Genomic DNA, 25,224 nt, shown 5'->3' with positions numbered 1-25,224 from the left:
GCCTTGGGCAATGTTAAAGGCCACATACTAAGGCGCTTTCATGACTGATTGCAGCGCATTTTCGTGAAGGCCGGGGCGCGTTACTTCATCGGATGCTAAAGCAAGCACCACCAAGCACAGAACAATCGGTCGCAGCGTGCGTGGTAAAAGTTGGCCACAACTCCAACTATTCCAAGGCTTACCCCATGCACGCCATTGCACCTGCGACAAAGCAAGGCGCGACGCTCTTCGCCCTGTTCTGCCTGGCCAGCTTCCTGTTGTCGCTGTCCTACGGCTCGACGTTTCTGCTGTCACTGCTGATCCACTCTCGCGGTGGCAACGAGCATGATGCGGGCAGTGTGATCTCCACGGCGATGCTCAGTACCTTTGTGGCCGTGGTGTTTTCCGGGCACCTGGCCGATGCGGTCGGGGCCGCGCGGGCTATTGCCGCGATGGGCGTGTTGCTGGTGGTGGCCTGCCTGGGCTTTGCCCTGACGCCGGGGTTCGGCCAAGGCTTGATGGTGTTCGGGCTGGCCCTTGGCTTGGGTTGGGGCGTGTTCTACACCTTGGGCCCGATCATCGTGAGCCTGCTGGTGGAGCCCCAGCAGCGAGCCAAATACTTTGCCCTGCTGTCGGGCAGCATGTTGAGCGGGATCGGCGCCGGCCCGTTGCTCGGTCGAGCCGCCAGTGCGCTGGACCTGCCCCTGACGACGGCCTTCTATATTGCCGGGTTGGCCAGCGTTGCCGGGGTGCTGATGTTCTGGCGCATGAGTGCCCGCCTCAAACAGCACGCGAATGTGCCGGCCGCGAGGATTTCCTGGGCCGCCAGCCGTCGCGTGCTGTCATCCAAGGCCGGGTTCGCAATCCTCATGGTCGGCCTGGGAGGGTGTGTGTTTGGCGGGCTTTCGTCGTTTCAAACCAGCTATGCGGCCGCGCATGGCTTGGACTACTCGCTGTTCTTCGCCGGGTTCCTGAGTGCTGCGATCACCAGCCGTCTGTTGATCGCAGGCCACGTGGTCAAACGCGATGCCTACCGGGCGGCGTGTGTGTTGTCCGGGATCATGCTCGGGTCGATCGTGCTGTTTGCGGTGGGCGTGAGCGCAAACCTCAGTTACTTGCTGGCCGCTGCCACGCTGGGCGTGGGTTACGGTCTGACGTATTCGGTGATCAACGGGCTGGTAGCCAACGAAGCACCGCCCGGCACGACGTCCCAGGCATTGCTGCTGTTCAGCCTGGCGTACTTTGTCGGTGTGTTCGGGTTTCCCTGGCTGGCGGGGAGGATCATCGTCGATTACGGCCTGCCGACATTGCTGGCAATTGTCGTGGGTGTGGCGTCGTTGAATTGGCTGATCACGGTGGCGCGGCTGGTGTGGCGCAAAGCCTCTGCACACAAAATCTTACAGGTGAGCTAAGACCGTTCGTCGCCATCAAGGCACGAACCGCCAGCGGGGGCGGACCAATAAAGGGTAAGGACATTAATCATATGGAGACACCCCATGAAGAATTCCAAGTTTGCCGCCCTCGCCCTCACCGGCCTGCTGTCTGCCGCATCGCTTAACGCCTTTGCCGCCACTTCCTCAACCGGCAAGACCGACCCGGTCGGCAGCCCGCCAAGCCCTGCCACCCAGGAATCCCAGGATTCGATGGGCACCGGCCTGGACACCAATGGCGGCGCGATCATCGACAACGGCGCTGGCGCTGACCCTCGCACCAAGGGCAACGACACCCAACGCCAGGCACCGGCTGCGGTCGGCAACGGCAAAATGGGCCCTGGCATCAGCAATGAGCCGAAGGTCAATAAAGGCGACGACTCGAACATCCCTGGCGCCCCAAAACAACCTGCGCCTTGAAGCATCCATAACGACACCGACACCCGATCATTCCCAGTGAAGAGGTACGCATGAACGTCGATAGAAACCTTGAAAAAGAAGTCCTCACCCGCCTGCTGCACGCCCACCCGAACGGTCTGGGCAAGGAGGTGCTGGATAACTACCGCGGCGGGAAGGAGGTTGCCAGTGTCTTGGCTTTCCTGCAGGACCGTGGATTTATCAAGGATGGGCATGTGACCACCGACGACGCCGGTGAATACTCGTTGAACCTGCCGATCAAGTTGACCGCGTCAGGCGTTGACGAGGCGCGCAAGCTGGAAGGCGAAAGCACCCAGTAATCCATTTTGTCTGGTCTGGCCCTGACAACAGGGCCAGTTGGAGTATCGCAATGCCTCTTGGAAGCAAAGCTAAATACACCGCCGCACAGAAGCGCAAAGCCGCCCGTATCGAACACAGTTACGAGCACAAAGGCGTGTCCAAGGAAGAAGCCGAAGCCCGCGCCTGGGCCACCGTCAACAAGCAGTCCGGCGGCGGTGACAAAGCCGGCGGTTCGGGCCAACGCAAAGCGCCGCAGAAAAAAGCCGAGGCACGCAGTGATTCGGCCAAGCGAGCTGCCGCCAGCCGCGAGGGTCACCCTCGCACCGGTCGCACTTCGCTGGCGACGCAGACCAAGGAAAGCCTGCTGAAGGAAGCGCGTGCGAAGGATATTCCGGGCAGGTCGAGCATGCGCAAGGATGAGCTGATCGAAGCGCTGCGCAAGGCTGGCTGACGCCGGCCTTGCCGACACACCAAACCCAATGTGGGAGCGGGCTTGCTCGCGAATACGGTAGAACAGTCACTCAACATACCGACTGTTCCACAACATTCGCGAGCAGGCCCGTTCCCACATTTTGTTTTACGTTGCACACCCAAAATCAGCGGTGAGCCTATACCAGCAGCATCATGGGGCGCTCTTGTTCTTCGGCCAATGCTGGCCGAGCAATGAGGTCCGCTTCGCTAGGCCCCCACTCCTCCACGTGACTGAGGGTGAACCCCGCGTGAATCATCAGAGTAAGCAAGGTGCCCAGCGTACGGTGCTGCTTGATCACACCTTCGGCCAACCAATGGGTCACCCGCGGCCCTTCCAACTGATAGCTATCCACCGGCCAGCTTTTGCGGCCTTGATCATCGACCAGCCACCCCGGGTTGCGGGGTGCCATGAAGATCGGGTGCTCGATGGAAAACACCAGTCGGCCACCGGGCACTAGGGCGTGGTGAATACGCTCGAACAGCCCCTTCAGATCGACGATGTAATGAAAAGCCAGCGAGCTGTAGGCCAGATCGAACGAGGCAGCAGGCAGGTCGAGTTGTTCCAGGTCAGCGATGGCATAGGTAATGGTCGTCGCAGAGGTCATCTGTTTGGCCCGCGCCAGCATCTTTTGCGACACGTCCAACCCCAGCACATGAGCCGCGCCCTGCTCCTGCGCCCAGCGGCTGAACCAGCCATAGCCACAGCCCAGGTCAACTGCATTCAAGCCAGCCATCGGCGGCAACATTGCCTGTAAGGCAGGCCACTCCGGCGCGCCAGCCAGGCCTTCGACAGAGCGGCCCATTTTGCTGTAGCCCTCGAAGAAGGCTGGCGTGTCGTAGATATTCTGGGTCATGGCGTCGCTCCGTGCTGAGTGGCGCCTATTGTGCCAACAAGGCATCCACTTCGGCAGCCCCGGGTGAGGTTGCCGGCCCCCAGCGCGTGACCGCCAACGCGGCGGCCGCATTGGCGCGGCATGCCGCGTCAGCCGGTTCCAAGCCCTGGGCCAACCCCGCAAGAAACACCCCGGCATGGGCATCGCCCGCGCCGTTACTGTCCACGGCGGTCACCTTGAAGCCGGGCACATGCCTGGCCTCGCCTTGAAGACTGACCCAGCACCCGTTCGGCCCATCGCGCACCACCAGCAACGCGTCGGCAGGCAAGTGCCGTTCGAGTTCGAGCAGTGCCTTGGCCAGAGTGTCGGCGCCGGTAAACGCCAGGGCTTCCGGGCCGTTGCTGGTCCAGATGTCGATGCGCGGCAACAAGGCGACCATCAGCGCCGAGTCCGGCGCCTTGACCAGCGGCCCCGGGTCGAACACCACCGTGATGTCACGCGGCAGCGCCAGCAGCCATTCGAGCAATGCCTGGGCCTTGCCTTCGAGCAACAGGCTGTAGCCGCTGACGTACACGTAATCGTCCGCGCGCGGCACGACGTTCGCCAAGTCCTCGGCGCTCAAATCCCCTTCTGCGCCGATATGCGAAATGAAGGTGCGTTCGGTGGTGGCTTCGGTCAGCGACACGCATAAACCGGTGTCCTTGCCGTCGCTGGTCGACTGAGCCATCTCTACGCCCTCGGCTTGCATGGCCGCGCGCGCCAGGTCGCCGAAGCGGCCCTTGCCATGGCGGCCGAGGTAAACCACCGGCAGACCATTGCGCCGGGCGGCGGCCATCACGTTGAAACCGCCGCCGGCTTCAAAGCTGGCAGACCGCGCCAGCACGTCGCCGCCGGTTGCAGGCAAGGTGTCGAGGGCCATGACCAGGTCGACGATGACCTGGCCGGTGTGCAGCAATCTAGACATTGGGGCTCTCTACTAAAGCCGGACGACGGTCAGCCGCGCCGCCCAGTACTGCGTAAATTCCGCCGGCCACCAGGAAGGTGACGATCCAGCCCAGCCCGTTGTGACCCAGCCACGAGTCGGACAGCGGGCCGGCGAACCAGATGTTTTCGGCTGTGGTGCCGATGGTGGTGAAGCTGAAGCCCAGCACGATGGCCACGGCCCAGGCGCCGAATGCACGCCACTCCACGCCGCCGCGATACCAGTAGGCACTGCTTGGGCTTACGTCCAGCAAGTCTTTGGGGCTGTAGTAGTGGCGATGAAGCAAGTCGACCACGAAGATCCCGACCCACGCCGTAATCGGCACCGCCAACAGCGAGATGAACGTGATGAACGGGCCGTAGAAACTGTCGGCAATCAGCATGAAGTAGATCGAACCGGCGAAGATCGCGACGATGTCGACGATCACCGCGTGCACGCGCTTGACCTTCAAGCCCAGGGTCAAGGTGGTCAGGCCCGCCGAGTACACCGACAGGTTGTTGGACAGCAGCAGCCCGCCAAACGCGGTGATCAGGTACGGCACGGCCATCCAGGTGGGCAGCATGTCGCGGATCGCGATAATCGGGTCAGTGGCCGAGGCCAGATCATTGTTGCCCACCGACAGCAAGCCACCGAGGGTGATCAGCAACACCAGCGGAATCCCCGCACCAAACGCGGCCGAAGCCACCAGGCGCACGGCCTTGACGCTGCGGTGCTGGTAGCGCGACATGTCGGCGCCGGCGTTGGCCCAGCCGATACCGGTGCCGGCGGCCATGGTGCCGACGCCGATGATCATCGCGCTCAGCGGCGCCGGCGTGGCGTTGAACACCGCACTCCAGTCGATGGTGGCGCAGAGGAAGCCGCCCACCAGGATGTTCAAGGCGCCAAATACATAGGTGGCCCACTTCTGGATCACCAGCAAGGTCGCGTGGCCGAGGCCGGAGACGGACAGGGTCAGCAGCACGAAAATGGCGATGAAGATCAGTGTCAGCACGGGCGCGCTTTTCGCTTCGACCGGCGAGTGAAACAGGATCGAACACAACGACAGCAACACGAATGCCGCGGTGGTGGTGTTGACGGTTTCCCAGCCCAGTCGCGACATCAGCGACACAAGGGTCGGGCCGATATTGCCGCGCACGCCAAAGATCGCGCGGGACAGCGTCAGGCTCGGCGCACGCCCGCGGCGGCCGGCAATCGAGATGATGCCCACCACGGCGAAAGAGCCGGCGGCGCCGAGGATTGCAACGATGATCGCCTGCCAGATCGCCAGGCCACGGAACGCCACGAGGGTCGCGCCCAGCGGCAAACCGAGAATGCTGATGTTGGCCGCGAACCACACCCAGAACAGTTGCAGCGGATGACCGTTGCACTCGCCTTCAGGGACCAGTTCGATACCGCGTGTTTCCAATTGCCCAGCACTTTGGCCGGTAGAAGTGGTGCTCATGAGGGGTGCTCCTGGTGCCTGTATTGTTGTGGTTGTGGCAGATACTCAAGGTGAATCGACTCTCGGTCTTCCTGACTCTGCGAGTTCAATGGGGGAGCGGGCTTGCTCGCGAAAGCGGTGGGACAGTCAACTGATGTGCCACCTGATACACCGCTTTCGCGAGCAAGCCCGCTCCCACCTGTTTGCCTGCGGCGCTTATCGAATTTGCAGCAGCCCCTGCACCAGCGGCTGCAAGTCCAGGCCATTGACCTGCTTGACCTGTTCAATCATCACCGGCGGCCAGCACTGCATGCCCAGACACGCGCCCAACATCGCGCCGAGCATCGCGGCGATGGTGTCGGTGTCGCCGCCAAGGCTGGCGGCCAGGCACACGGCTTCCAAAGCACTCATCGCGCCCACCGCCACTTGCTGCGCGAGGGCAAACGACACCACCACCGATTCCTGGGAGGCCACGGAGGTACCAATCAGTTCGTAAAGCAGGTCGGCAAACAGGGCGTTGTCGCCGCTGCCGACGCTCAAGGTGCGCGCCCAGCTGATGCGCGTGGAAATACGCCCACCGGCAATCCAGTGACCATGGTTTTCCGCCTGCCGGGCGATCTGCGTGCCGATGTTGAGCGCTTCGCCCAGGTCCACGCCGTTGATGCCGGCCGAGACCACCGCTGCAACAGCAGCCGCGCTGGAGATGCCCAACGTGGTGTTGTGGGTCACCTGACAGGCCTGGATCACCGCCTGGATGAACGGCGCCGGGTCGCTGACATCGGCGGCGATCCCCACGGGCGTGATCCGCATGGCGGCGCCGTTGGTGGTGCCAAAGCGCCCGGATTCTTCCGGGGTGTGGCCGGCGAGGATCATGTCGATGGCGCGCTTGGTCGATGGCCCGAGCAAATCCTGGGAGCCCTTGGCGCGCATCGCCGCCTCCCAGTCGATCAAGCGCTGGGCGAGCACGGTCGGTTCGATCTTGCCGTTTCCTTCAACCAGCAACTCGCCGACCAGGATCGCCTGTTCAGTGTCATCGGTAATCGAACCGGCCGGCATGTTTGGCGCAATCGGTTGGTCGGCATCGGCGTCTTCCAAACCCGTGATGGCACCGAAGCGCTGTTGCACCTGTTCGCGGCTCAAGGACTGGGTGGGCATGCCCAATGCGTCGCCCAATGCCAGGCCGTAGAAGGCGCCGAGGGCGCGGTTTTGCGGGGTCATTTTGACGCTCCAAACTGCAGGTGCAGGCGAAAGTGCAGAGGGTCGAGCAAACTTTCGACGTACTCCATGAAGCGCTCGCGGCGGTCGTAGGTGGTGCGCGAGGCCTTGAGAAACACCGTGCCGGCGGGGCGGCCAAGCAACTCGGCGTCTTCGTCGCTGAGGGGCTCGGCGCCGATCCATTGGTCACCTTCGGCGCCAACGTAGCCGTAGGCGGCCAGGGTGATGGTCAGGGAATTGTCGATCAGGCCGACGCGGGGCAGGCCTTCCAGGCCACCAGAGGCGGGCATCAGCGAGCGCTCCAGCGACACCGCCGTGCCATCGGTGATACGCCGGCGACGGTCGAGGGCGATGAATTGGTCGCTGCCGAAACGGCTGAGCAGATCGGGGCGGGTCACGGCTTCCAGGCGCAGGATGTCGGTGGTGACCAGCGCCCCCGTGTCCGCCAGGGCCTGGGCCCAGCCGCTGCGTTGGTCGAGCACCATGCCGTCAAAGGTGACGATGGAGCCGACGCCGCTCTGAGTGGCGATGTAGTTGCGGCGTTTGAGCTCAGCCAGGGCTTCGCGCAACGTGCCACGGCTGACCGCGAACTCTTCGGCCAACTGGTGCTCGCCTGGCAGCAGGAAACCGTCGGCCATGACGCCCGCCTCGATACGGCGGATAAGCTCGTCGACGACGCGTTTTTTCTTATCAAATCGGACATGTCTAATCATGTACAAATTGATAACCGATAGCGCCCGATTACAGCAAGCGAATTATTTCAGGCAGATGAAAAAGCTGGCCTCAGGGCTCCAGGCCAATGCGGAAAAACTCCCCGGCACTCCACACGCCAAGCCAGTTCTGACCGTTGATCGGACGGCTCACCGCCAACTCGACCAGTTGGTAAAAAACATTGCGATGCACGAGGGCTTCGAGGTTGGTGCGCACACGCAAATAAGGCGCGGGCTCTTGGGTGACGGGGTCGATTTCGACGCGCAGCGGGTGTTCGAGGCTGGCCTCGATTTGCTCGTCGACGTTGGTGGTGAAGTGCAGCACCTGGCTTTCGCCCTGCCCTTGCACCTCAAGGGTTACGGCCACAAACGGTGCGTCATCGACGGTGATGCCGACCTTCTCCACCGGTGTCACCAGAAAATAATCATCACCGTCGCGGCGAATGATGTTGGAGAACAACTTGACCATCGGCTTGCGCCCGATCGGCGTGCCCTGGTAGAACCAGGTGCCATCGCGGGCGATGCGCATGTCGATGTTGCCGCAGAAATCCGGATTCCACAGGTGCACCGGTGCCGGCCCCTTGCCTTTGGGCAGTTGAGCCAACAGGTCATTGGCCTTGGCGGAATCGGACATGCAGTTCTCCTTGAGTTTTTACTGATCCCCCATGCCCAGCAGGCCGCGGGCGTACTGCGCCAGGGGGCGGGCAATCAGATCTTCTGGCTTATTGTCGTGGAACGTCAGTAAACCGCCACGACTGCGAATACGTGCAGTATCAATCAAATACTGGGTGCTGGTCTCGATCAACATGATCTGGATGACGCCGCTGTCCAGCCCGACGCGGTCCAGCGCCTGTTGATCCGTCCATTCATCGGCATTGCCGATGCGGTCATCGGCTGCAGCGAAGCGGCAATACAACAGGTAATGCGCACCCGCCCCACGGGCTTCGGCCATCGCCTGTTCCAGGCCTTCGGGCTTGCGCGCACGGCGCACCATCGGGAAGTATTCGACAAAGCCGTTGAAGGCCTCTTCGGCCACCACGTTAGGTCGCGGATAAGCGCTGCCCGGCGGCACAAACGCACCTTGGGCGATAAAGACAAAAGAGTCCGGCTGTATGCGAATCGACGCAGTGCGGCGGGTATCACTGTGGTCCAGCAAGCCGGCGTCGCTCATCTGATAGCGGGTGCCTTCGGCCATATCGCTGACGGTCATGCAACCACTCAGCGTCAACGACGCCAGCAACAAAACCAGACTACGCATCCTAATCCTCCAAAAGCCGGTGACGGAAAACCGGCGAATGGGCGTGAGATGCAGAATCCGCGCCATTCAGCAGCGGCGCAAATGAAATGTGGGAAGAGCGTGTGTGGGCTAGCCGCCGATGATCTTCATGATGGTGGCACCGCCGGAGAAGGCCACTTCCTGTTTGTCGCCCAGGGCCTTCATCAGCAGGCCTTGCAAGGCTGGCAGCGCCTGATGGCGCGGCAGGTCGAGCAGGTCGCCGACGTAATGACGGTTGCTCGACGACAGGCAGCCATGCAGCCACCCGGTAGACGACAAACGCAGACGCGAACACGTACGGCAAAACGGCACGCTTTCATTGGCGATAACACCAAAGAAGCCCTGGCCCGGCACCTCGTAGCGCACCGCGGTAGCGTCTACTGGCGCGTTGGCTTGCAGGTATTCGTGGTGTTCACCGATCAGGCTGAGCAGTTGCTGCAGGCTGACGAATTGCTGCAGGAACGCGTTGGAATCCTTGGCCAGATGGCCCATGCGCATCAGTTCGATAAAGCGCAGCTCGTAGCCACGCTCAAGGCAATAGTCGAGCAGCGGCATCACCTGGTCCAGGTTCTGCCCGCGCAACGGCACCATGTTCACTTTGATCTTGATCCCCGCGGCGCGGGCCTGCTCCATGCCATCAAGCACGGTGGCCAAGTCGCCGCCACGGGCGATGCTGCGGAAGGCGTCGGCGTCCAGGGTGTCGAGGGAGACGTTGATGCGGCGAATGCCGGCCTCCACCAGCAATCGCAGTTTGCGCGCCAGCAATTGGCCGTTGGTGGTCAGGCTGATATCACTGAGGCCCATTCCGCCGACCGCGCTCATGAAGGCTTCCAGCTTGGGGCTCACCAGCGGTTCGCCGCCCGTGATGCGCAGGCGGTCGATACCCGCCGCTTCAATCAGGTACGCCACCCCACGGGCCATCGCCTCGGCCGAGAGTTCGTCCTGGGCAGCCACCAGCCGCTTGCCATTAGGCACGCAGTAGGTACACGCGTAGTTGCAGGCTGAGGTCAGGCTGATTCGCAAGTTGCGAAATCGCCTGCCTTGACGATCAACGATCATGGATCACTCCGGCAGAGGATGATTCGGGCGCGCTAAAAGCTGACTTATAAATCAAATTTTAGCAAGGTCCTTGCCTGAGTATATTCCTGGGGTACTGCAACTGGCAGTAAATCATTGCGCCATCACTGTCGGGAATAGCTCAAGCAGCGGGGGTTTCACCGCTCTTAGGCTCAGCGCCCGGCATTTCAGCACTGTGCTTGCGTTTGTTGCCCATGCGCACGCCGATGTCCATCAGGAACTGGAAGAAACCTTCCTGATCTTCCAGCACGTTGCTCCAGAACGGCGAGTGGTACAGCGCCACGGCGCCGTGCACCAACGCCCAGGCGGCGCAGTAGTGGAAATAAGGCGGCACATCTTCAAGCTTGCCTTCGCTGATACGACCTTTGATCAGCAGGGTCAGGCGCTCAAAGTTCGAGGCGCGAATCTTGTGCAGCTCCTCGACCATTTCCGGAACCTGATTGCCCTTGACCACTTTCTCTTCGAGCCGATCGAACAGACGGTAGCGCTGCGGATCACGCATGCGGAACTCGAAATAGGCGCGGGACAAGGCTTCCTTGTCTTTGTCGACATCGGCCGAGTGCAGCAGCTCGTTCAAGTCGCGCTCGTAGTCGAGCATCAGGCGCAGGTAGATCTCGGCCTTTGACTTGAAGTGCTTGTAGATCGTGCCTTTGCCGATACCCACGGCATCCGCAATCATCTCGACGGTGACGCTGTCTTCACCTTGTTCGAGGAACAGCTTGAGTGCAGTGTCGAGAATTTCCTGCTCACGGCGGCGAAACTCACGGACCTTACGGGGTTCTTTTTGCATGAGGGAGAAGTCTGCAGAGGTCAAAGTGGGAGGGTTGCGCAGGGCCAGTGATACGTGGCGATACGATTTACCCAGTGCGAGGGATTATCCCGACTGAACAGTCGTTGGGCAACGCCTATGTGAACCCGTTATGCACTTAACTTTCAGCGCGCCAACGTTTTCGCCGTTATCAGTCAGAAACAATACGCAATATTGACACCCGTGCACCTGCGCAATGAGAACTCAAGCGAAGCGCGCGTATTCCAAATCTGTTTAAAAAACGATCAGATGCGACTGGACTGAATGGGATCCTGATCAATACTTGAACTGTCGGCGTGGCATCTCCCCCAAGTGACGCGTCGACCTGGGTACCGACGGACTGTGTGCCCTTGTTTACTCCTAATGGTCTTAGCCCGGATTCACCCCCCAGAACCCGGGTTTTTTTTGCCTGCAATTTGGCTCCATCAGCCGGCGACGTGGGCCAGCGGGAACAGGCGCTTGAAGTTTTCGGTGGTCTGCTCGGCGAAGCGTTCGTACGACTCACCCCGCAGCATTGCCAGGTAATCCGCCACATCGCGCACGTATTCCGGCAGGTTCGGCTTGCCACGATGGGGGATAGGCGCCAGGTACGGCGAATCGGTTTCCACCAGCAGGCGATCGGCCGGCACTTGGCGCGCCACATCGCGCAGGGCGTCGGCATTGCGGAAGGTGACGATGCCCGACAGGGAAATATAAAAGCCCAGGTCCAGTGCGGCCTTGGCCATGTCCCAGTCTTCGGTGAAGCAATGCAGCACGCCGGCCTGGGGCAACGCAGCCTCGCGCAGCAGCGTCAGGGTGTCTGCGCGGGCGCCACGGGTGTGAACGATCACCGGCTTGCCGGTTTGCCGGGCGGCCTGCAGGTGCAGGCGGAACGACGCCTGCTGCAACTCAGCGGCCTCGGGCTCGTAGTGGTAATCCAGGCCGGTTTCGCCAATCGCCACCACGCGTGGGTGATTGAGTTCGCCCAGCAGCCAATCGAGGGCGGGGGCTTCGCCGGGCTTGAGGTCCAGCGGGTGGATGCCCACCGAACAATCGACATCGGCATAACAATCAGCCAGCGCTTTGACGTCGGCGGCATTTTCAGCGCTGACACCAATGCACAGGAAGTGCCCTACTCCACGCTGGCGCGCAGCTTCAAGGGCAGCGTCGAGGGAGCCACCATGTTGGGCAAGGTCGAGGCGATCAAGGTGGCAATGGGAATCTACGAGCATAGGAATTTACAACTTGAGTCACGGAAAGTGTCTGGCCGACGATACACCCGTCGGCCGCGGAAATTAACGCCGGCCGAGCAAGCCGACCCACTGCACCAGCAGTGCTTCGAGTAACAGCACGCGGTTGAGGTTGGCTTTGCCGAGCACCTTCTGGCGCTGGGCCAGAATCCAGTCCTGGATATTCAGCACCTTGTCCTGCGCGCTTTTCTGCGCCAGGTACTGCACCACTTTGCGCATGTCCGGCAGGCCCAGGCCGGTTTCATCCTGGGTCAACTGGTAGCGCAGGATGAGGCTCGACCAGTCACAGAACCAGTCGAACAGCAGCAATAACGGAATATCCTTCCAGGCGCTTTCGGCCAGTTGCGTCGCGGACAGCTCCTGCTTGAGCAGCTTCTTCACGCCATCGACCACCAGCGCACGTTGCTCACGCACGCCCTGGGCGTGCAGCTTGACGGCCGCCAAGGGAGAACCCGCGGCCAGGGTCAGCAACTCGACGCGTTCGTCTTCGCCGCACTCGGGCAGCGCCTGCGCCAGCCACTGCAGGCTCATCGCTTCACTCGGCAGTGGACAAGCCTGCTGCACACAACGACTGCGAATGGTCGGCAACAGACGGCTGGACTGGTGACTCACCAGCAACAGCACCGTATCGCCCGACGGCTCTTCCAGGCTCTTGAGCAAGGCGTTGGCGGCGTTGATGTTCATCGCCTCCACCGGCTCGATCAGCACCACTTTGCGCCCGCCCATCTGCGCGGTCTGCACCACGAAGCTGACGAGGTCACGCACCTGGTCGACCTTGATCGCCTTGTCGGCTTCCTCAGGCTCCAGCAGGTAATTGTCGGGGTGGCTGCCGGCTTTGAGCAGCAGGCAGGATTTGCACTCACCGCAAGCCTCCAGATTGACCGGGCGCTGGCATAACAGGCTGGCCATCAAGCGCTCGGCCAACGCACGCTTGCCGATACCCGCTGGCCCATGCAGCAAATAGGCGTGCGCATGCTGGGCACGCCCGGCCAGTTGCTGCCAGAGGCTGTCCTGCCACGGATAGGCCTCAGCCACGGGCGCGCTCCAGCAGCGTCGGCACCAAGGCGTCGATGGCTTGCTGTACCTGCGTCAGCGGCTGAGCCGCGTCCAGCAGGTGGTAGCGCGCGGGCTCCGCCTTGGCGCGTAGCAGGAATGCACTGCGCACCGCATCGAAAAACACGTGGCCTTCGAGCTCGAAGCGGTCCAGACGACCCCGGGCACTGGCGCGGGCCATCCCCACCTCCACCGGCAGATCGAACAGCAGGGTCAGGTCCGGACGCAAATCGCCCTGAACGAAAGTTTCCAACGTAGCGATACGCGCCAGGCACAAGCCGCGCCCGCCGCCCTGGTAGGCGTAGGTCGAATCGGTAAAACGGTCGCAAATCACCACTGCGCCACGCGCGAGGGCTGGGCGAATCACCTCGGCCAGATGCTGAGCGCGTGCAGCAAACACCAGCAGCAGCTCGGTGTCCGCGTTCATCGGTTCTTCACCCGGGGCCAGCAATACTTCACGGATGCGCTCGGCGAGTGGCGTGCCGCCGGGCTCGCGGGTCAATACCACCTCGATGCCCTCCGAGCGCAGGCGTTCGGCCAGGTAATCGCGGTTGGTGCTTTTGCCGGCGCCTTCCGGGCCTTCCAGGGTAATAAACAAGCCAGTCACAGGCAGTCCTTAGTCAGAGTCATTGCGGGCTTTGCGGCGTGGCGGTATCCGGCGCAGCCTCGACAGGCTTTTCAACCGGCGCTTCAATCGGCGTATCGGCAGGTGGCGCCGCGTCTTCCAGCGGTTTCACCGCTGGCGCGGGGCTGGAACGGTAATCGGCACGACGCTTGAGCTGAAACTCGCGCACGGCGGCATTATGCGCATCCAGGTCATCGGAGAAAATATGGCTGCCATCGCCACGGGCGACGAAATACAGGCTGCTGCCCGGCACGGGGTTCAACGCAGCATGAATCGCCTCGCGGCCGACCATCGCGATCGGCGTCGGCGGCAGGCCGGCAATCAGGTAGGTGTTGTAAGGGTTGGCTTCCTTGAGATGCGCACGGGTCAACTTGCCGTTGTAGCGCTCGCCCAGGCCGTAAATCACTGTCGGGTCGGTTTGCAGCAGCATGCCGATCTTCATGCGCCGCACGAACACGCCGGCGATTTGCCCGCGCTCTTCCGGTACGCCGGTCTCCTTCTCGACCAGCGAAGCCATGATCAGCGCTTGGTAAGGGTCGGTGTAGGGCGCATCGGCGGCGCGTTTGCTCCACTCCTGGGCCAGTACATCATCCAGGCGGTTGTAGGCTTTTTTGAGGAACTCGACGTCGGTCATGCCGCGCACGAAGCGGTAAGTGTCAGGAAAGAACCGCCCCTCGGGGAACACGCCGGGGTGACCCAGCTTGTCCATCACTTCACTGTCACTCAGGCCCGACAGGGTCTGCACGATCTTTTCATGCTTGGCCAGGGCCGACCGCACCTGACGGAAGTTCCAGCCTTCGACCAGTGTCAGGCTGTATTGCACCACTTCGCCGCGCTGCCACAGGCCGATCAAGCCTTCGGCGGTGAGGCCTGGAGTCATGCGGTATTCGCCGCTGTGCAGTGGCTGGCCGTCGAGGTTGAAGCGCCAGTACAGGCGCAACCAAAAAGCATCATCCAGCACGCCCTCGGCTTCGAGGCGATTGAAGGTGCCCGTCGGGGTCGACCCGGCAGGCACATCGAGCAATTGTTCCTGGGTCAGATTCAGGGGCTGCTTCAAGGCAGAATCGAGCTTCCAGGCCGAGAAGCCCAGCAGCAAGCCTGCCGAGACCAGGCCGATCTGCAGCAGTAAAACCAGTTTTCGTATCAACTCAAATATCCAATAGCGCGCGAACAATGCCCTGCAGTTTACGGGTGAGCGGCCCAACCGACCAGCTCATCGCAGCGCAACTGCGCACCGGCCAAATGCCATAAACGCTGTTGCACACGAAGACTTCATCGGCCTGCTGTAACTGCTCAAGGCTGATGTCGGCCACGGCCAGCGGGATACCCAGTGCGTGCGCCTGGGCCAGAATCTCGGCGCGCATGACCCCGGCAACGCCACAACGATTCAGATCAGCGGTCAGTAACACGCCATTGCGCACCACGAACAGGTTGCTGAACACGCCCTCGATAACGCGACCAGACATATCCAGCATTAAACCTTCGGCATGCTCGGCATCCTGCCACTCGGCGCGGGCGATCACTTGTTCCAGACGATTAAGGTGCTTGAGCCCGGCAAGCAACGGCTGCTCGGCCAAACGGGTAGCGCACGCAAACAGGCGGATGCCGTCGGTTGCGTGAGCGTGGGGATAGGTAGCGGGCGGATTGCCCTGCAAGATACGGCGCACCGGGGCGCCGGGGTTGATCCCATAACCGCGCTGGCTGTCGCCGCGGGTGAGGATCAACTTGAGCACTGCGTCGCCAAGGGCGGCGGCGTAAGCCAAGACTTCATTGCGGATCAGTGCGTGATCCGTGATCAACGCAAGGCGCCGGCAACCCTCCTCAAGGCGTTGCAGGTGGCGGTCGAGCAGCACGGGCTGCCCGGCCTTGACGGCGATGGTTTCAAACAGCCCATCACCGTACGCCAGGCCGCGATCTTTCAGGGGCACGCTGTCCGCTGGCTGACCGTCGACCCAGCTGTGCATCACTCGGCGAACCGGCGGAACACCAGGGAGCCGTTGGTGCCACCAAACCCGAAGGAGTTGGAGATCACCACGTCAATTGGCATCGGCTGGGCTTCGTGAGGCACGAAGTTCAGGTCGCAACCTTCATCCGGCTCATCAAGGTTGATGGTCGGCGGAGCGACCTGATCCTTGATGGCCATCACGCTGAAGATCGCCTCGACCGCGCCCGCCGCACCCAACAGGTGGCCGGTCATGGACTTGGTGGAGCTGACCGCCAGCTTGTAGGCGTGCTCGCCAAACACCGACTTGATGGCTTCGGCTTCCGCCAGGTCGCCGGCCGGGGTCGAGGTGCCGTGGGCATTGATGTACTGCACCTGATCGGGATTCACCTTCGCGTCGCGCAACGCGTTGGTGATGCAACGCGCAGCGCCGGCACCGTCAGACGGTGGCGACGTCATGTGATACGCATCGCCGCTCATGCCAAAGCCGATCAGCTCGGCGTAGATGGTGGCGCCACGCGCTTTAGCGTGCTCCAACTCTTCCAGTACCAGGGCACCGGCGCCGTCAGACAGTACAAAACCGTCACGGCCCTTGTCCCACGGACGGCTTGCACGGGTCGGTTCGTCATTGCGCGTGGAGAGCGCACGGGACGCGCCGAAGCCGCCCATGCCCAGCCCGCAGGCGGCCATCTCGGCGCCACCGGCGATCATCACGTCTGCCTCGTCATAGGCGATGTTGCGCGCCGCCATGCCGATGCAGTGAGTGCCCGTGGTGCACGCCGTAGCAATGGCGTAATTAGGCCCCTGCGCACCCAAGTGGATGGACAGGAAACCGGAAATCATATTGATGATCGAGCCCGGTACGAAGAATGGTGAAATTCGACGGGGGCCGGAATCGTGCAGCGTGCGGCTGGTTTCTTCGATATTGGTCAAACCGCCAATACCCGAACCCATGGCCACGCCGATGCGGTCACGGTTGGCGTCGGTGACTTCCAGGCCGGCATTACGCACCGCCTGAAAACCGGCTGCCAGGCCGTACTGAATGAACAGGTCGAGTTTGCGGGACTCTTTGATCGAGAGATATTCCTCGACATTGAAGCCCTTTACCGAGCCGCCAAAACGGGTGGAATAGGCAGAAAGGTCCGTGTGCTCGATCAGACCGATACCACTGTGGCCAGCCAGAATGCCCTGCCAACTGCTTGGCACATCCGTACCCAGTGGCGACAACATACCCATACCGGTGACTACGACGCGTCTACGCGACACAGCACTCTCCTTTTTTCTTGATGGCGACACTTCGCTTCAGCACGCATTTTATCAGCGCTGAAGTTTCATCAGAGCTAAAGAAAAAACCGCACGCCGTTACAGCAGTGCGGTTTTTCCCTAACAGCAAGCGACGACTACAAACTATTACGCCTGGTGGGCAGTAACGTAGTCGATAGCAGCTTGAACAGTAGTGATTTTTTCAGCTTCTTCGTCCGGGATTTCGGTCTCGAATTCCTCTTCCAGAGCCATCACCAGCTCAACGGTGTCAAGGGAGTCGGCACCCAGGTCTTCAACGAAGGAAGCGGAGTTGGTCACTTCTTCTTCTTTAACGCCCAGTTGCTCGGCAACGATTTTCTTGACGCGCTCTTCGATGGTGCTCATACCTTGTTTTCACTCCTAATGGACAAATTCAGGCAGCTGGCCAGTGGGTAAGTGTATAGAAAGCCATTTCAGCTTTTCAACTGAAAGCTTCACCCTGTACCCGGTCGGCCACCAGCCTATAAATTAAGTTGCAGCTTTATAACGGATTTTAGACAGCTCGTATGACATTTTTTTGAAGCGATCCGTCACAATTTAACTCATGTACATCCCGCCGTTCACCGGGATTGTAGCCCCAGTCACGTATGCCGCACCGTCGGATGCCAGGAAAGTGACCACATTTGCGATCTCTTGAGCCTGGCCCAGACGGCCCAGCGGAATCTGCGTCAGCAACGCTTCACGCTGTGCTTCCGGCAGTTCGCGGGTCATATCGGTGTCGATGAACCCAGGGGCCACCGAGTTGACCGTAATCGACCGCGAACCGACTTCACGCGCCAATGCACGGCTGAAACCTTCCAGACCGGCTTTGGCCGCCGCGTAGTTTACTTGGCCTGCGTTGCCCATGGCACCCACTACGGAGCCAATATTGATAATTCGGCCCCAACGCGCCTTGGTCATGCCACGCAAAACACCCTTGGACAGGCGAAACAGACTGTTCAAGTTGGTATCGACCACGTCGTACCACTCGTCGTCTTTCATGCGCATCATCAGGTTGTCGCGGGTGATACCGGCGTTGTTCACCAGAATAGCCGGTGCGCCAAATTGTGCAGTGATTTGAGCCAGCACAGCGGCAACCGACTCATCGTTGGTCACGTTCAGCTCAAGGCCAGTGCCCTGAACGCCGTTTTCCTTCAAGGCGGCGGCGATACGCTCGGCACCCGAGGCGGATGTCGCGGTGCCGATGACTACGGCGCCCTGACGGCCCAGTTCCAGGGCGATCGCCTGGCCAATGCCACGGCTCGCGCCGGTAACCAGTGCAACTTTACCTTGCAGACTCATGCAAGCTTCTCCTAAGTTCGGGGATCAGGGATTCAGGCCAGTGCCGCGCGGGCGGCAGCGAAGGCATCCGGGGTATTGAGGTTGGCAGTCGAGACGCCCTCGGCGCAGCGCTTGTTCAGGCCAGCCAGGACTTTGCCCGGGCCGCACTCGACAAGCTCGGTGGCACCCTTGGCCGCCAGGGTCTGAACCGACTCAACCCAGCGCACAGGCTTGTAGAGTTGCTCCAGCAGGTCGCGCTTGAGGGTCTCGAGGTCGGCGGCAACGGCCGCACTGACGTTCTGCACCAGCGGAATCTGCGGCGCCTGCCAGTTGATGGCGGCGATGGACTCGGCAAACCGCTCGGCAGCCGGGCGCATCAGCTCACAGTGGGACGGCACGCTGACCGGCAATGGCAAGGCGCGCTTGGCGCCTCGGGCCTTGCAACCCTCGATGGCACGTTCAACGGCAGCCTTGGCACCGGCGATCACCACCTGGCCAGGGGAATTGAAGTTCACTGCGCTGACGACCTCGCCCTGGGCCGCTTCGGCACAGGCTTGGATCACCACGGCGTCGTCCAGACCCAGGATAGCGGCCATGCCGCCCTGTCCGGCCGGAACGGCTTCTTGCATCAGTTGACCACGACGCTCGACCAACTTGACCGCTTCGCCCAGGGTCAGGCTGCCCGCCGCCACCAGGGCGCTGTATTCGCCCAGGCTGTGACCGGCCACGTAGGCCGGGCGCGCGCCGCCTTCAGCCAGCCACAGGCGCCACAGCGCGATCGACGCGGTGAGGATGGCCGGCTGGGTTTTATCGGTTTGATTGAGTTGTTCTTCCGGCCCTTGCTGGGTCAGCGCCCACAGGTCGTAACCCAGGGCGTCGGAAGCTTCCTTGAAAGTGTCCAGGATCAACGGATGTTGCGCGCCCAGCTCGGCCAACATGCCGAGGGACTGCGAACCCTGCCCTGGAAAGACGAATGCGAGGGATGTAGACATGTAACAAGCCCCTAATGATCTGGTCGTCAAAAATGAACGCTCCCGATTTTGAGATGAATCCCCGGGTGGGAGCGCACGAAACTGACAGATTGGATGGTCAATTGAACTGGCCGGTCACATTTAAGCATTCCCGGGCCGATTCGCCTAAGGCAACAAGTCCTCAAGACGGCCGTGCAAGCGTTGCGGCAGGTTTTCCTGGATCTCGATCAGCGCCCGCGCAATCGCACTTTGAAAACCTTGCACCCCCGCCGAGCCATGGCTTTTCACCACAATGCCCTGCAACCCCAGAAAGCTCGCACCGTTGTGCCGCGCCGGTGCCAGATCGGCCTGCAAGCGGCGCATCAACGGCAGCGCCAGGGCGCCGACCATGCGCGAGGCCAGGTTCTGCTTGAACAAGGCCTCGATACGCGTAGCGATCATGGTCGCCAGGCCTTCGCTGGACTTGAGCAGGATATTGCCGACAAACCCGTCGCATACCACCACGTCGGCTTCGCCACGGTACACACCGTCACCTTCGACGAAGCCGATGTAGTTCACCCCTCGCGCATTTTGCAGCAAGGTGGCGGCGAGCTTGACCTGCTGATTGCCCTTGATGTCTTCAGTGCCGATATTCAGCAACGCTACCCGCGGCCGGGTCACGCCCAACGCCTCAGCGGCCACCGAGCCCATCACCGCGAACTGGAACAGGTGCTCGGCACTGCAATCGACGTTCGCGCCCAGGTCCAGCAACTGGCAGTAGCCTTCTTGCGTAGGGATGGCCGCGACCATCGCCGGGCGATCGATTCCGGGCAATGTCTTGAGCACATGCCGCGACAACGCCATCAAGGCTCCGGTATTGCCGGCACTGACACAGGCTTGCACCTTGGCATCACGCAACAGCTCAAGGGCCACCCGCATCGAAGAGTCGGGCTTGCCACGCAGGGCTGCCGCCGGCTTGTCATCCATGCTGATGGTTTCGCTGGCTGGCGTAATCGTCAGGCGCACGCGATCCACTGCCGGATGGCTGGCAATCAATTCTTCAAGAAGGGAGGGTTGACCGACGAGGGTCAGGTGCAGCGAGGGCGTAGCAGACAGGCTGGCAATGCAAGCCTGAACAATGCTGCGGGGACCGAAGTCCCCGCCCATTGCGTCAATCGCGATGACTTGAGCAGACAAGTGATTACTCGTCAGCGCCCTTGTCGATCACTTTACGACCACGGTATACGCCTTCTGGCGATACGTGGTGACGCAGGTGAATTTCACCGGTGGTTTTTTCTACAGACAGAGTGCTTGCCGTCAGGGCATCGTGCGAACGACGCATGTCACGGGCAGAGCGGGATTTTTTGTTCTGCTGAACAGCCATAATTGATTAACTCCTAAACGTTTGGGTCACGCTTTAACTGCGCCAATACACTGAACGGGTTGGACCGCGTTACCTCGTCCTCGCTCGGCTCGGCCTCGTCATCGAGACCCTCCGGCTGCTGGCATTCTTCCGGATGATGAGCAGGCACAATGGGCAAGGCGAGCAAAAGCTCCTCCTCGATCAGTGCATGCAGATCCAAAGGATCTTCGCCCAGTTCCAGCACGTCATAACCTTTCGGCAACGATTGGGTATTCGCACCCTCCTTCACCACAGCGTAACTGCATTCGCTGTGAATCGGCAGGGTGACCAGCTCAAGACAACGCTGGCAAACCATTTTGACTTCGGTGTCGATAAAACTGTGGATTACCACAGACTTACGTTCATCTCGTTCAAAAACAAATTTGGCCTGCACCGTACCGACAGTGTCGGAAAGCGGGTCGCAGAGTCTCTCCAAATCGGCCAGCAGCAATTCACCTTGAAGGGAAGTGCCACGATCTGCCAATTTGCGCGGGTCAACGTGAGGTGGAATCGGGTCATTCAACATAGGCGCAGCATTATAGGGATGCACCCAGCCATGTCAAAGGAAATTCAGCCCTGTGCGTCAGCCGGTCACCCCGCTAGAATCCCCGGCTGCTCTGAGGAGACGCCTATGCTGCCTTTATTACTTGCATCCAGCTCGGTTTATCGCCGGGAATTGCTGAGCCGCCTGCACCTGCCGTTCATCTGCAGCTCGCCTGATATCGACGAAAGCCACGGTGAAAATGAATCCGCCATCGAGCTGGTCAAGCGCCTGGCCGAACAGAAAGCTCGCGCCCTCGCCGGCAGCCATCCGGGGCATTTGATCATTGGTTCCGATCAGGTCGCTGCTCTGGAAGGCCGCATCATCGGCAAGCCCCATACCTTCGAGAACGCGCGCGCACAACTGCTGGCAGCGAGCGGCAAGCGTGTCAGCTTCCTTACCGGGCTGGCGCTGCTGAACAGCCAGACCGGGCACTGCCAGGTCGACTGCGTACCGTTTACGGTGCACATGCGCGAACTGAGCGCTGAACGCATCGAGCGCTACCTTCGGATCGAGCAACCTTATGACTGCGCCGGCAGCTTCAAGGCCGAAGGGCTGGGCGTGAGCTTGTTCCAAAGCACCGAAGGGCCGGATGCGACCAGCCTGATCGGCCTGCCACTGATTCGCCTGGTGGATATGCTGCTGGCTGAAGGCGTGCAGACCCCCTAAGCCCAGCACAAAACCAATGTGGGAGCGGGCTTGCCTGCGATGCAGACACCTCGGAACATCAGTCGCACCGAGGTGACGCTATCGCGGGCCAGCCAGCTCCCACATGTTGAACCCTGTCGCTTTCGAGGTATCAGCGCAGCGTCGGGCCCTGGAAGCCCATGTACATCGCCAGCTTCTCGGCCACGCTGGCACCCAGTTTCTTGGAGAAGCGATCAAACGGCGATTCCTCAACGGTGAAATCCACCAATTCCTTCTCGCCAATCACATCCCGCGCCACCGAACTGGCACTGCCCAGCCCATCGATCAAGCCCAGCGGCAACGCCTGCTCACCCGACCACACCAGCCCGGAGAACAGCTCCGGATGGTCTTTGTCCTTCAGACGATCGCCACGCCCCTGCTTCACGCTGGCAATGAACTGACGGTGAGTGGTATCGAGCACGCCCTGCCAGAACTGAGTCTCATCGGCTTTTTGCGGCTGGAACGGGTCGAGGAACGCTTTGTGCTCACCCGAGGTGTAAGTGCGACGCTCAACCCCCAGCTTCTCCATGGTGCCGACGAAGCCGTAACCGGCCGCCGTCACGCCAATGGAGCCGACCAGGCTGGCCTTGTCGGCGTAGATCTGGTCAGCGGCGCTGGCGATGTAATAGGCGCCCGAGGCGCCCAGGTCGGAAATCACCGCATACAACTTGATATCCGGGTGCAGGCCGCGCAGACGGCGAATTTCGTCATACACATAACCCGACTGCACCGGGCTGCCACCTGGGCTGTTGATGCGCAGGATCACGCCCTTGACCTTCGGGTCTTCAAACGCCGCGCGCAGGCTGCTGACAATGTTGTCGGCGCTGGCGGACTCTTTGTCGGCGATCACGCCACGCACTTCGATCAAGGCGGTGTAATTGCTGCCGCGGGTAGCGCTTTTTTCCATGTCCATCAGTGGACTGAACAGCACCAGCATCGCGAGCAGCCAGATAAAGGTCAGCAGCTTGAAGAAAATCCCCCAACGCCGCGCACGGCGCTGCTCCTGAACGCTGGCCAGGAAAGTCTTCTCCAGCAGCTTCCAGCTTTTATCATCACTGCTATCCGCCTTTTCCGGCGCCTTCCACTCGTCACTCATGCCATTAACCCCAGCAAAGACTTATTGGGCCCGGCTGAGCCAGGCCTGCAGTTCGGAAAAATGATCAATCGTCAGCCTCGGCTCGTACTGCTGCAAGGTCTCGGCAGACTGAGCGCCGTAGCTGACCGCCACACTGTCCATGCCCGCATTGCGCGCCATCATCAGGTCGAAGGAGGCGTCACCCACCATCAACGCCTGGCGCGGCGACACACCGCAATGGGCAAGGATCTGCTCAAGCATCAGAGGATGAGGCTTGCTGGCGGTTTCATCCGCCGCCCGGGTGATGTCGAAATAATTTTCGAAATTGTGCGCCTTAAGAACCCGATCCAACCCGCGACGGGCTTTGCCGGTGGCGACTGCCAAGTGATAACCCTGGGCACGAAAGGCCTCAAGCGATTGCACCACACCGTCGAACAGCTGCGAAGGCGTGGCCTCCAGCGCGATGTAGTGGTCGGCGTAGTGGTCGCGAAACGTCACCAGCTCAGCGTCACTGATCTGCGGGTACAAGGTACGGATAGCTTCAGGCAAGCCCAGGCCGATGATGCCTTTGACCGCGAGATCGGTGCACAACGCAAAGCCCGAGCGGGTTGAAGCTGCGTGCATTGATTCCACGATCCGCCCAATGGAATCGCACAGGGTGCCGTCCCAGTCAAAGATCAGCAGCTTGTAATCAAGGTGCGACACTCAAACGCTCCACGGTCTTGGCCCACATTTCGTCGACCGGCGCCTGCAGCTTCAGCTCACCGCCGTCAGGCAGCGGAACTGTCAGCATGTAGGCGTGAAGGAACAGGCGCTTGCCGCCCAGGTCGCGAATTTCCTTGGAGAAATCCTCGTCGCCGTACTTGGTGTCGCCGGCGATGCAGTGGCCTGCGTGCAGGGTATGCACACGAATCTGGTGAGTACGCCCGGTCACCGGCTTGGCCTCGACCATGGTGGCGAAGTCACCGAAACGGCGCAGCACTTTGAACAGGGTCAGGGCTTCTTTGCCCTCCTCGTCCACTTCGACCATACGCTCGCCGGAGCGCAGGTTGCTCTTCTGCAGCGGCGCACGAACGCTTTTGATCGAGCTCGCCCAGTTGCCACGCACCAGCGCCATATAGCGCTTGTCGACACCATCGCCACGCAGAGCGGTGTGCAGGTGGCGCAACATGCTGCGTTTTTTGGCGATCATCAGCAGACCAGAGGTGTCGCGGTCCAGGCGGTGGACCAACTCCAGTTCCTTGGCATCCGGGCGCAACTGACGGAACGCTTCGATCACGCCGAAATTCAGGCCGCTGCCGCCGTGCACCGCAATGCCGCACGGTTTGTTGATCACGATCAGCTTGCTGTCTTCGAAGACAATTGAAGCCTCAAGGCGCTGCAGCAGGCCCTGGGCCAGCGGCACGGGCTCGTCACGCTCAGGCACGCGAACCGGCGGCACACGGACGATGTCGCCCGCCTGCAGCTTGTACTCGGGCTTGATGCGGCCCTTGTTCACGCGCACTTCGCCTTTACGCAAGATGCGGTAAATCAAGGTCTTGGGCACGCCTTTGAGCCTGGCCAGGAGAAAATTGTCGATGCGTTGGCCGGCATATTCCGGCGAGACCTCGAGCAGCTGGACGCTGGGGGTCTGGGGGGCGGTAGTCGTCATGGCGGCGATGATAACAATTTTTTATGGAATTGAAGCACTTAATCATTGCTGCTATAGTCGCGAACGCCGCCAAAAGCGGCCTGGACAGAGGACTTGCGGCAAACTGCCGGCCCTGACCATCGCAATTCATCAGGACGCGAGGCCGTCCTACGGGGCTTTTGCCACCTTGGAAGGCTCGAGATTGTAACAAGCGCAGGTGACATGAGGCCTGAAGCGAGTGCAGAAAGCAGAGTGAATACTCGCGTTCTGCGCCGATATTTACGGCCAGTTCACAAAGTGCAGTCAGTCTTGAGCCAGACCATGGCGAAAGCTTCGGAAACAACGCCTGTTAAGAGCTGAGTGAGAGCGCAGTCGCCCACACCTAGTCTTGTTTAGCCATGAGCGTGGACTCCCCATTGGAGAACACGGTAAATGCCAACCCGCTGCGGATTCTGCGCGCGGCAGCACCCGAATTATCAGGGATACGTGTAGGGTGGAGATGCACAACCGTCGGACCGTGTAGCACTAGGCTTATATTTAGACGCTTCATCTCGTCCACAGTCGCCGGTTGATTCCTCCTCCTGACCTTAGCTTTTGTTGAAGTGGTGCC

At 61.0% G+C, this 25,224-nt stretch carries 29 protein-coding genes; 5 read left to right on the top strand and 24 right to left on the bottom strand.

The window, feature by feature from the left end; genetic code table 11:
- Window positions 1-185: 185 nt before the first annotated feature.
- The 4 genes from AC19YS_RS02640 (at window position 186) to AC19YS_RS02625 (ending at window position 2,577) form a co-directional block, all read left to right on the top strand.
- Window positions 186-1,391: an MFS transporter gene (locus tag AC19YS_RS02640; RefSeq protein WP_500600841.1), complete on the top strand. Its 1,206-nt coding sequence runs from the start codon at window positions 186-188 to the stop codon at window positions 1,389-1,391.
- An 84-nt stretch (window positions 1,392-1,475) separates the two neighbouring features.
- On the top strand, window positions 1,476-1,829 hold the full coding sequence (locus tag AC19YS_RS02635) for a hypothetical protein (RefSeq protein WP_145159255.1): 354 nt from the start codon (window positions 1,476-1,478) through the stop codon (window positions 1,827-1,829).
- Between the two features lie 50 nt (window positions 1,830-1,879).
- Entirely contained in the window at window positions 1,880-2,146 is a 267-nt protein-coding gene (locus tag AC19YS_RS02630) for a hypothetical protein (protein ID WP_106576174.1), read from the top strand.
- A gap of 50 nt (window positions 2,147-2,196) precedes the next feature.
- Window positions 2,197-2,577 (top strand): Rho termination factor N-terminal domain-containing protein, encoded by a 381-nt coding sequence (locus AC19YS_RS02625; protein WP_119742016.1) that lies wholly within the window; start codon window positions 2,197-2,199, stop codon window positions 2,575-2,577.
- Window positions 2,578-2,734: 157 nt separating this feature from the next.
- Here AC19YS_RS02625 and AC19YS_RS02620 read toward each other — a convergent pair whose 3' ends face one another.
- The 21 genes from AC19YS_RS02620 to AC19YS_RS02520 form a co-directional block, all read right to left on the bottom strand.
- Entirely contained in the window at window positions 2,735-3,451 is a 717-nt protein-coding gene (locus AC19YS_RS02620; protein WP_500600840.1) for a class I SAM-dependent methyltransferase, read from the bottom strand.
- A 25-nt stretch (window positions 3,452-3,476) separates the two neighbouring features.
- Window positions 3,477-4,394, bottom strand: a complete 918-nt coding sequence (locus tag AC19YS_RS02615) for a PfkB family carbohydrate kinase (protein WP_500600838.1) — start codon at window positions 4,392-4,394, stop codon at window positions 3,477-3,479.
- Complete coding sequence (locus tag AC19YS_RS02610; RefSeq protein ID WP_500600837.1) at window positions 4,387-5,853, bottom strand: purine-cytosine permease family protein; 1,467 nt, start codon at window positions 5,851-5,853, stop codon at window positions 4,387-4,389. The genes AC19YS_RS02615 and AC19YS_RS02610 overlap by 8 nt, the downstream gene beginning before the upstream one ends.
- 195 nt (window positions 5,854-6,048) lie before the next feature.
- Window positions 6,049-7,050 carry an ADP-ribosylglycohydrolase family protein gene (locus tag AC19YS_RS02605; protein ID WP_500600836.1) on the bottom strand — a complete coding sequence of 334 codons (1,002 nt, stop codon included), beginning with the start codon at window positions 7,048-7,050 and terminating at the stop codon, window positions 6,049-6,051.
- The gene (locus AC19YS_RS02600) at window positions 7,047-7,760 is read right to left on the bottom strand and encodes a GntR family transcriptional regulator (protein ID WP_500600834.1); all 714 of its coding nucleotides are present in this window, start codon (window positions 7,758-7,760) and stop codon (window positions 7,047-7,049) included. The genes AC19YS_RS02605 and AC19YS_RS02600 overlap by 4 nt, the downstream gene beginning before the upstream one ends.
- A 70-nt stretch (window positions 7,761-7,830) precedes the next feature.
- Window positions 7,831-8,391, bottom strand: a complete 561-nt coding sequence (locus AC19YS_RS02595; protein ID WP_124418282.1) for a DUF1285 domain-containing protein — start codon at window positions 8,389-8,391, stop codon at window positions 7,831-7,833.
- Between the two features lie 18 nt (window positions 8,392-8,409).
- A complete protein-coding gene (locus tag AC19YS_RS02590) occupies window positions 8,410-9,015 on the bottom strand; it encodes a DUF4823 domain-containing protein (protein ID WP_106576165.1) in 606 nt (201 codons plus the stop codon).
- 108 nt (window positions 9,016-9,123) lie between these two features.
- Window positions 9,124-10,092, bottom strand: coding sequence for a GTP 3',8-cyclase MoaA (locus AC19YS_RS02585; protein WP_500600833.1), 969 nt, complete (start codon window positions 10,090-10,092; stop codon window positions 9,124-9,126).
- A gap of 139 nt (window positions 10,093-10,231) precedes the next feature.
- Window positions 10,232-10,900: a TetR/AcrR family transcriptional regulator gene (locus tag AC19YS_RS02580; protein WP_200622855.1), complete on the bottom strand. Its 669-nt coding sequence runs from the start codon at window positions 10,898-10,900 to the stop codon at window positions 10,232-10,234.
- 443 nt (window positions 10,901-11,343) lie between these two features.
- Window positions 11,344-12,129, bottom strand: coding sequence for a TatD family hydrolase (locus AC19YS_RS02575; protein ID WP_200622856.1), 786 nt, complete (start codon window positions 12,127-12,129; stop codon window positions 11,344-11,346).
- A 63-nt stretch (window positions 12,130-12,192) separates the two neighbouring features.
- On the bottom strand, window positions 12,193-13,182 hold the full coding sequence (locus AC19YS_RS02570) for a DNA polymerase III subunit delta' (protein ID WP_106576160.1): 990 nt from the start codon (window positions 13,180-13,182) through the stop codon (window positions 12,193-12,195).
- A complete protein-coding gene (tmk, locus tag AC19YS_RS02565) occupies window positions 13,175-13,807 on the bottom strand; it encodes a dTMP kinase (RefSeq protein ID WP_119741997.1) in 633 nt (210 codons plus the stop codon). The genes AC19YS_RS02570 and tmk overlap by 8 nt, the downstream gene beginning before the upstream one ends.
- Window positions 13,808-13,826: 19 nt before the next feature.
- The gene (gene mltG, locus AC19YS_RS02560) at window positions 13,827-14,972 is read right to left on the bottom strand and encodes an endolytic transglycosylase MltG (protein ID WP_119741995.1); all 1,146 of its coding nucleotides are present in this window, start codon (window positions 14,970-14,972) and stop codon (window positions 13,827-13,829) included.
- 1 nt (window position 14,973) lies between these two features.
- Window positions 14,974-15,789, bottom strand: a complete 816-nt coding sequence (gene pabC / locus AC19YS_RS02555) for an aminodeoxychorismate lyase (RefSeq protein ID WP_106576157.1) — start codon at window positions 15,787-15,789, stop codon at window positions 14,974-14,976.
- The gene (fabF, locus tag AC19YS_RS02550; protein WP_106576156.1) at window positions 15,789-17,033 is read right to left on the bottom strand and encodes a beta-ketoacyl-ACP synthase II; all 1,245 of its coding nucleotides are present in this window, start codon (window positions 17,031-17,033) and stop codon (window positions 15,789-15,791) included. The genes pabC and fabF overlap by 1 nt, the downstream gene beginning before the upstream one ends.
- A 144-nt stretch (window positions 17,034-17,177) precedes the next feature.
- Window positions 17,178-17,414, bottom strand: coding sequence for an acyl carrier protein (gene acpP, locus AC19YS_RS02545; RefSeq protein WP_016973676.1), 237 nt, complete (start codon window positions 17,412-17,414; stop codon window positions 17,178-17,180).
- A 192-nt stretch (window positions 17,415-17,606) separates the two neighbouring features.
- Window positions 17,607-18,350, bottom strand: a complete 744-nt coding sequence (fabG, locus tag AC19YS_RS02540) for a 3-oxoacyl-ACP reductase FabG (protein WP_500600829.1) — start codon at window positions 18,348-18,350, stop codon at window positions 17,607-17,609.
- Between the two features lie 32 nt (window positions 18,351-18,382).
- Window positions 18,383-19,321 (bottom strand): ACP S-malonyltransferase, encoded by a 939-nt coding sequence (gene fabD, locus AC19YS_RS02535; protein WP_179609588.1) that lies wholly within the window; start codon window positions 19,319-19,321, stop codon window positions 18,383-18,385.
- 144 nt (window positions 19,322-19,465) lie between these two features.
- On the bottom strand, window positions 19,466-20,476 hold the full coding sequence (gene plsX / locus AC19YS_RS02530; RefSeq protein WP_500600827.1) for a phosphate acyltransferase PlsX: 1,011 nt from the start codon (window positions 20,474-20,476) through the stop codon (window positions 19,466-19,468).
- Between the two features lie 4 nt (window positions 20,477-20,480).
- The gene (gene rpmF / locus AC19YS_RS02525; protein ID WP_008152339.1) at window positions 20,481-20,663 is read right to left on the bottom strand and encodes a 50S ribosomal protein L32; all 183 of its coding nucleotides are present in this window, start codon (window positions 20,661-20,663) and stop codon (window positions 20,481-20,483) included.
- A 13-nt stretch (window positions 20,664-20,676) separates the two neighbouring features.
- Window positions 20,677-21,207: a YceD family protein gene (locus AC19YS_RS02520; protein ID WP_032886799.1), complete on the bottom strand. Its 531-nt coding sequence runs from the start codon at window positions 21,205-21,207 to the stop codon at window positions 20,677-20,679.
- A 105-nt stretch (window positions 21,208-21,312) separates the two neighbouring features.
- On the opposite strand from AC19YS_RS02520, the gene AC19YS_RS02515 reads away from it, so the two are divergent.
- A complete protein-coding gene (locus AC19YS_RS02515; RefSeq protein WP_500600824.1) occupies window positions 21,313-21,891 on the top strand; it encodes a Maf family protein in 579 nt (192 codons plus the stop codon).
- A 130-nt stretch (window positions 21,892-22,021) separates the two neighbouring features.
- On the opposite strand, the gene AC19YS_RS02510 is transcribed toward AC19YS_RS02515, so the two are convergent.
- Genes AC19YS_RS02510 through rluC form a run of 3 tightly spaced genes read right to left on the bottom strand, consistent with a single transcriptional unit; the run spans window position 22,022 to window position 24,635 of the window.
- Complete coding sequence (locus AC19YS_RS02510) at window positions 22,022-23,005, bottom strand: S49 family peptidase (protein WP_500600822.1); 984 nt, start codon at window positions 23,003-23,005, stop codon at window positions 22,022-22,024.
- Between the two features lie 21 nt (window positions 23,006-23,026).
- On the bottom strand, window positions 23,027-23,689 hold the full coding sequence (locus tag AC19YS_RS02505; RefSeq protein WP_500600820.1) for an HAD-IA family hydrolase: 663 nt from the start codon (window positions 23,687-23,689) through the stop codon (window positions 23,027-23,029).
- Entirely contained in the window at window positions 23,676-24,635 is a 960-nt protein-coding gene (rluC, locus tag AC19YS_RS02500) for a 23S rRNA pseudouridine(955/2504/2580) synthase RluC (protein WP_058427510.1), read from the bottom strand. The genes AC19YS_RS02505 and rluC overlap by 14 nt, the downstream gene beginning before the upstream one ends.
- Window positions 24,636-25,224 lie beyond the last annotated feature (589 nt).

It is taken from the genome of Pseudomonas sp. MF08831, from assembly GCF_059862645.1.
The sequence above is the reverse complement of the archived record's forward strand: the minus strand, read 5'-3'. Positions and strand labels throughout refer to the sequence as shown.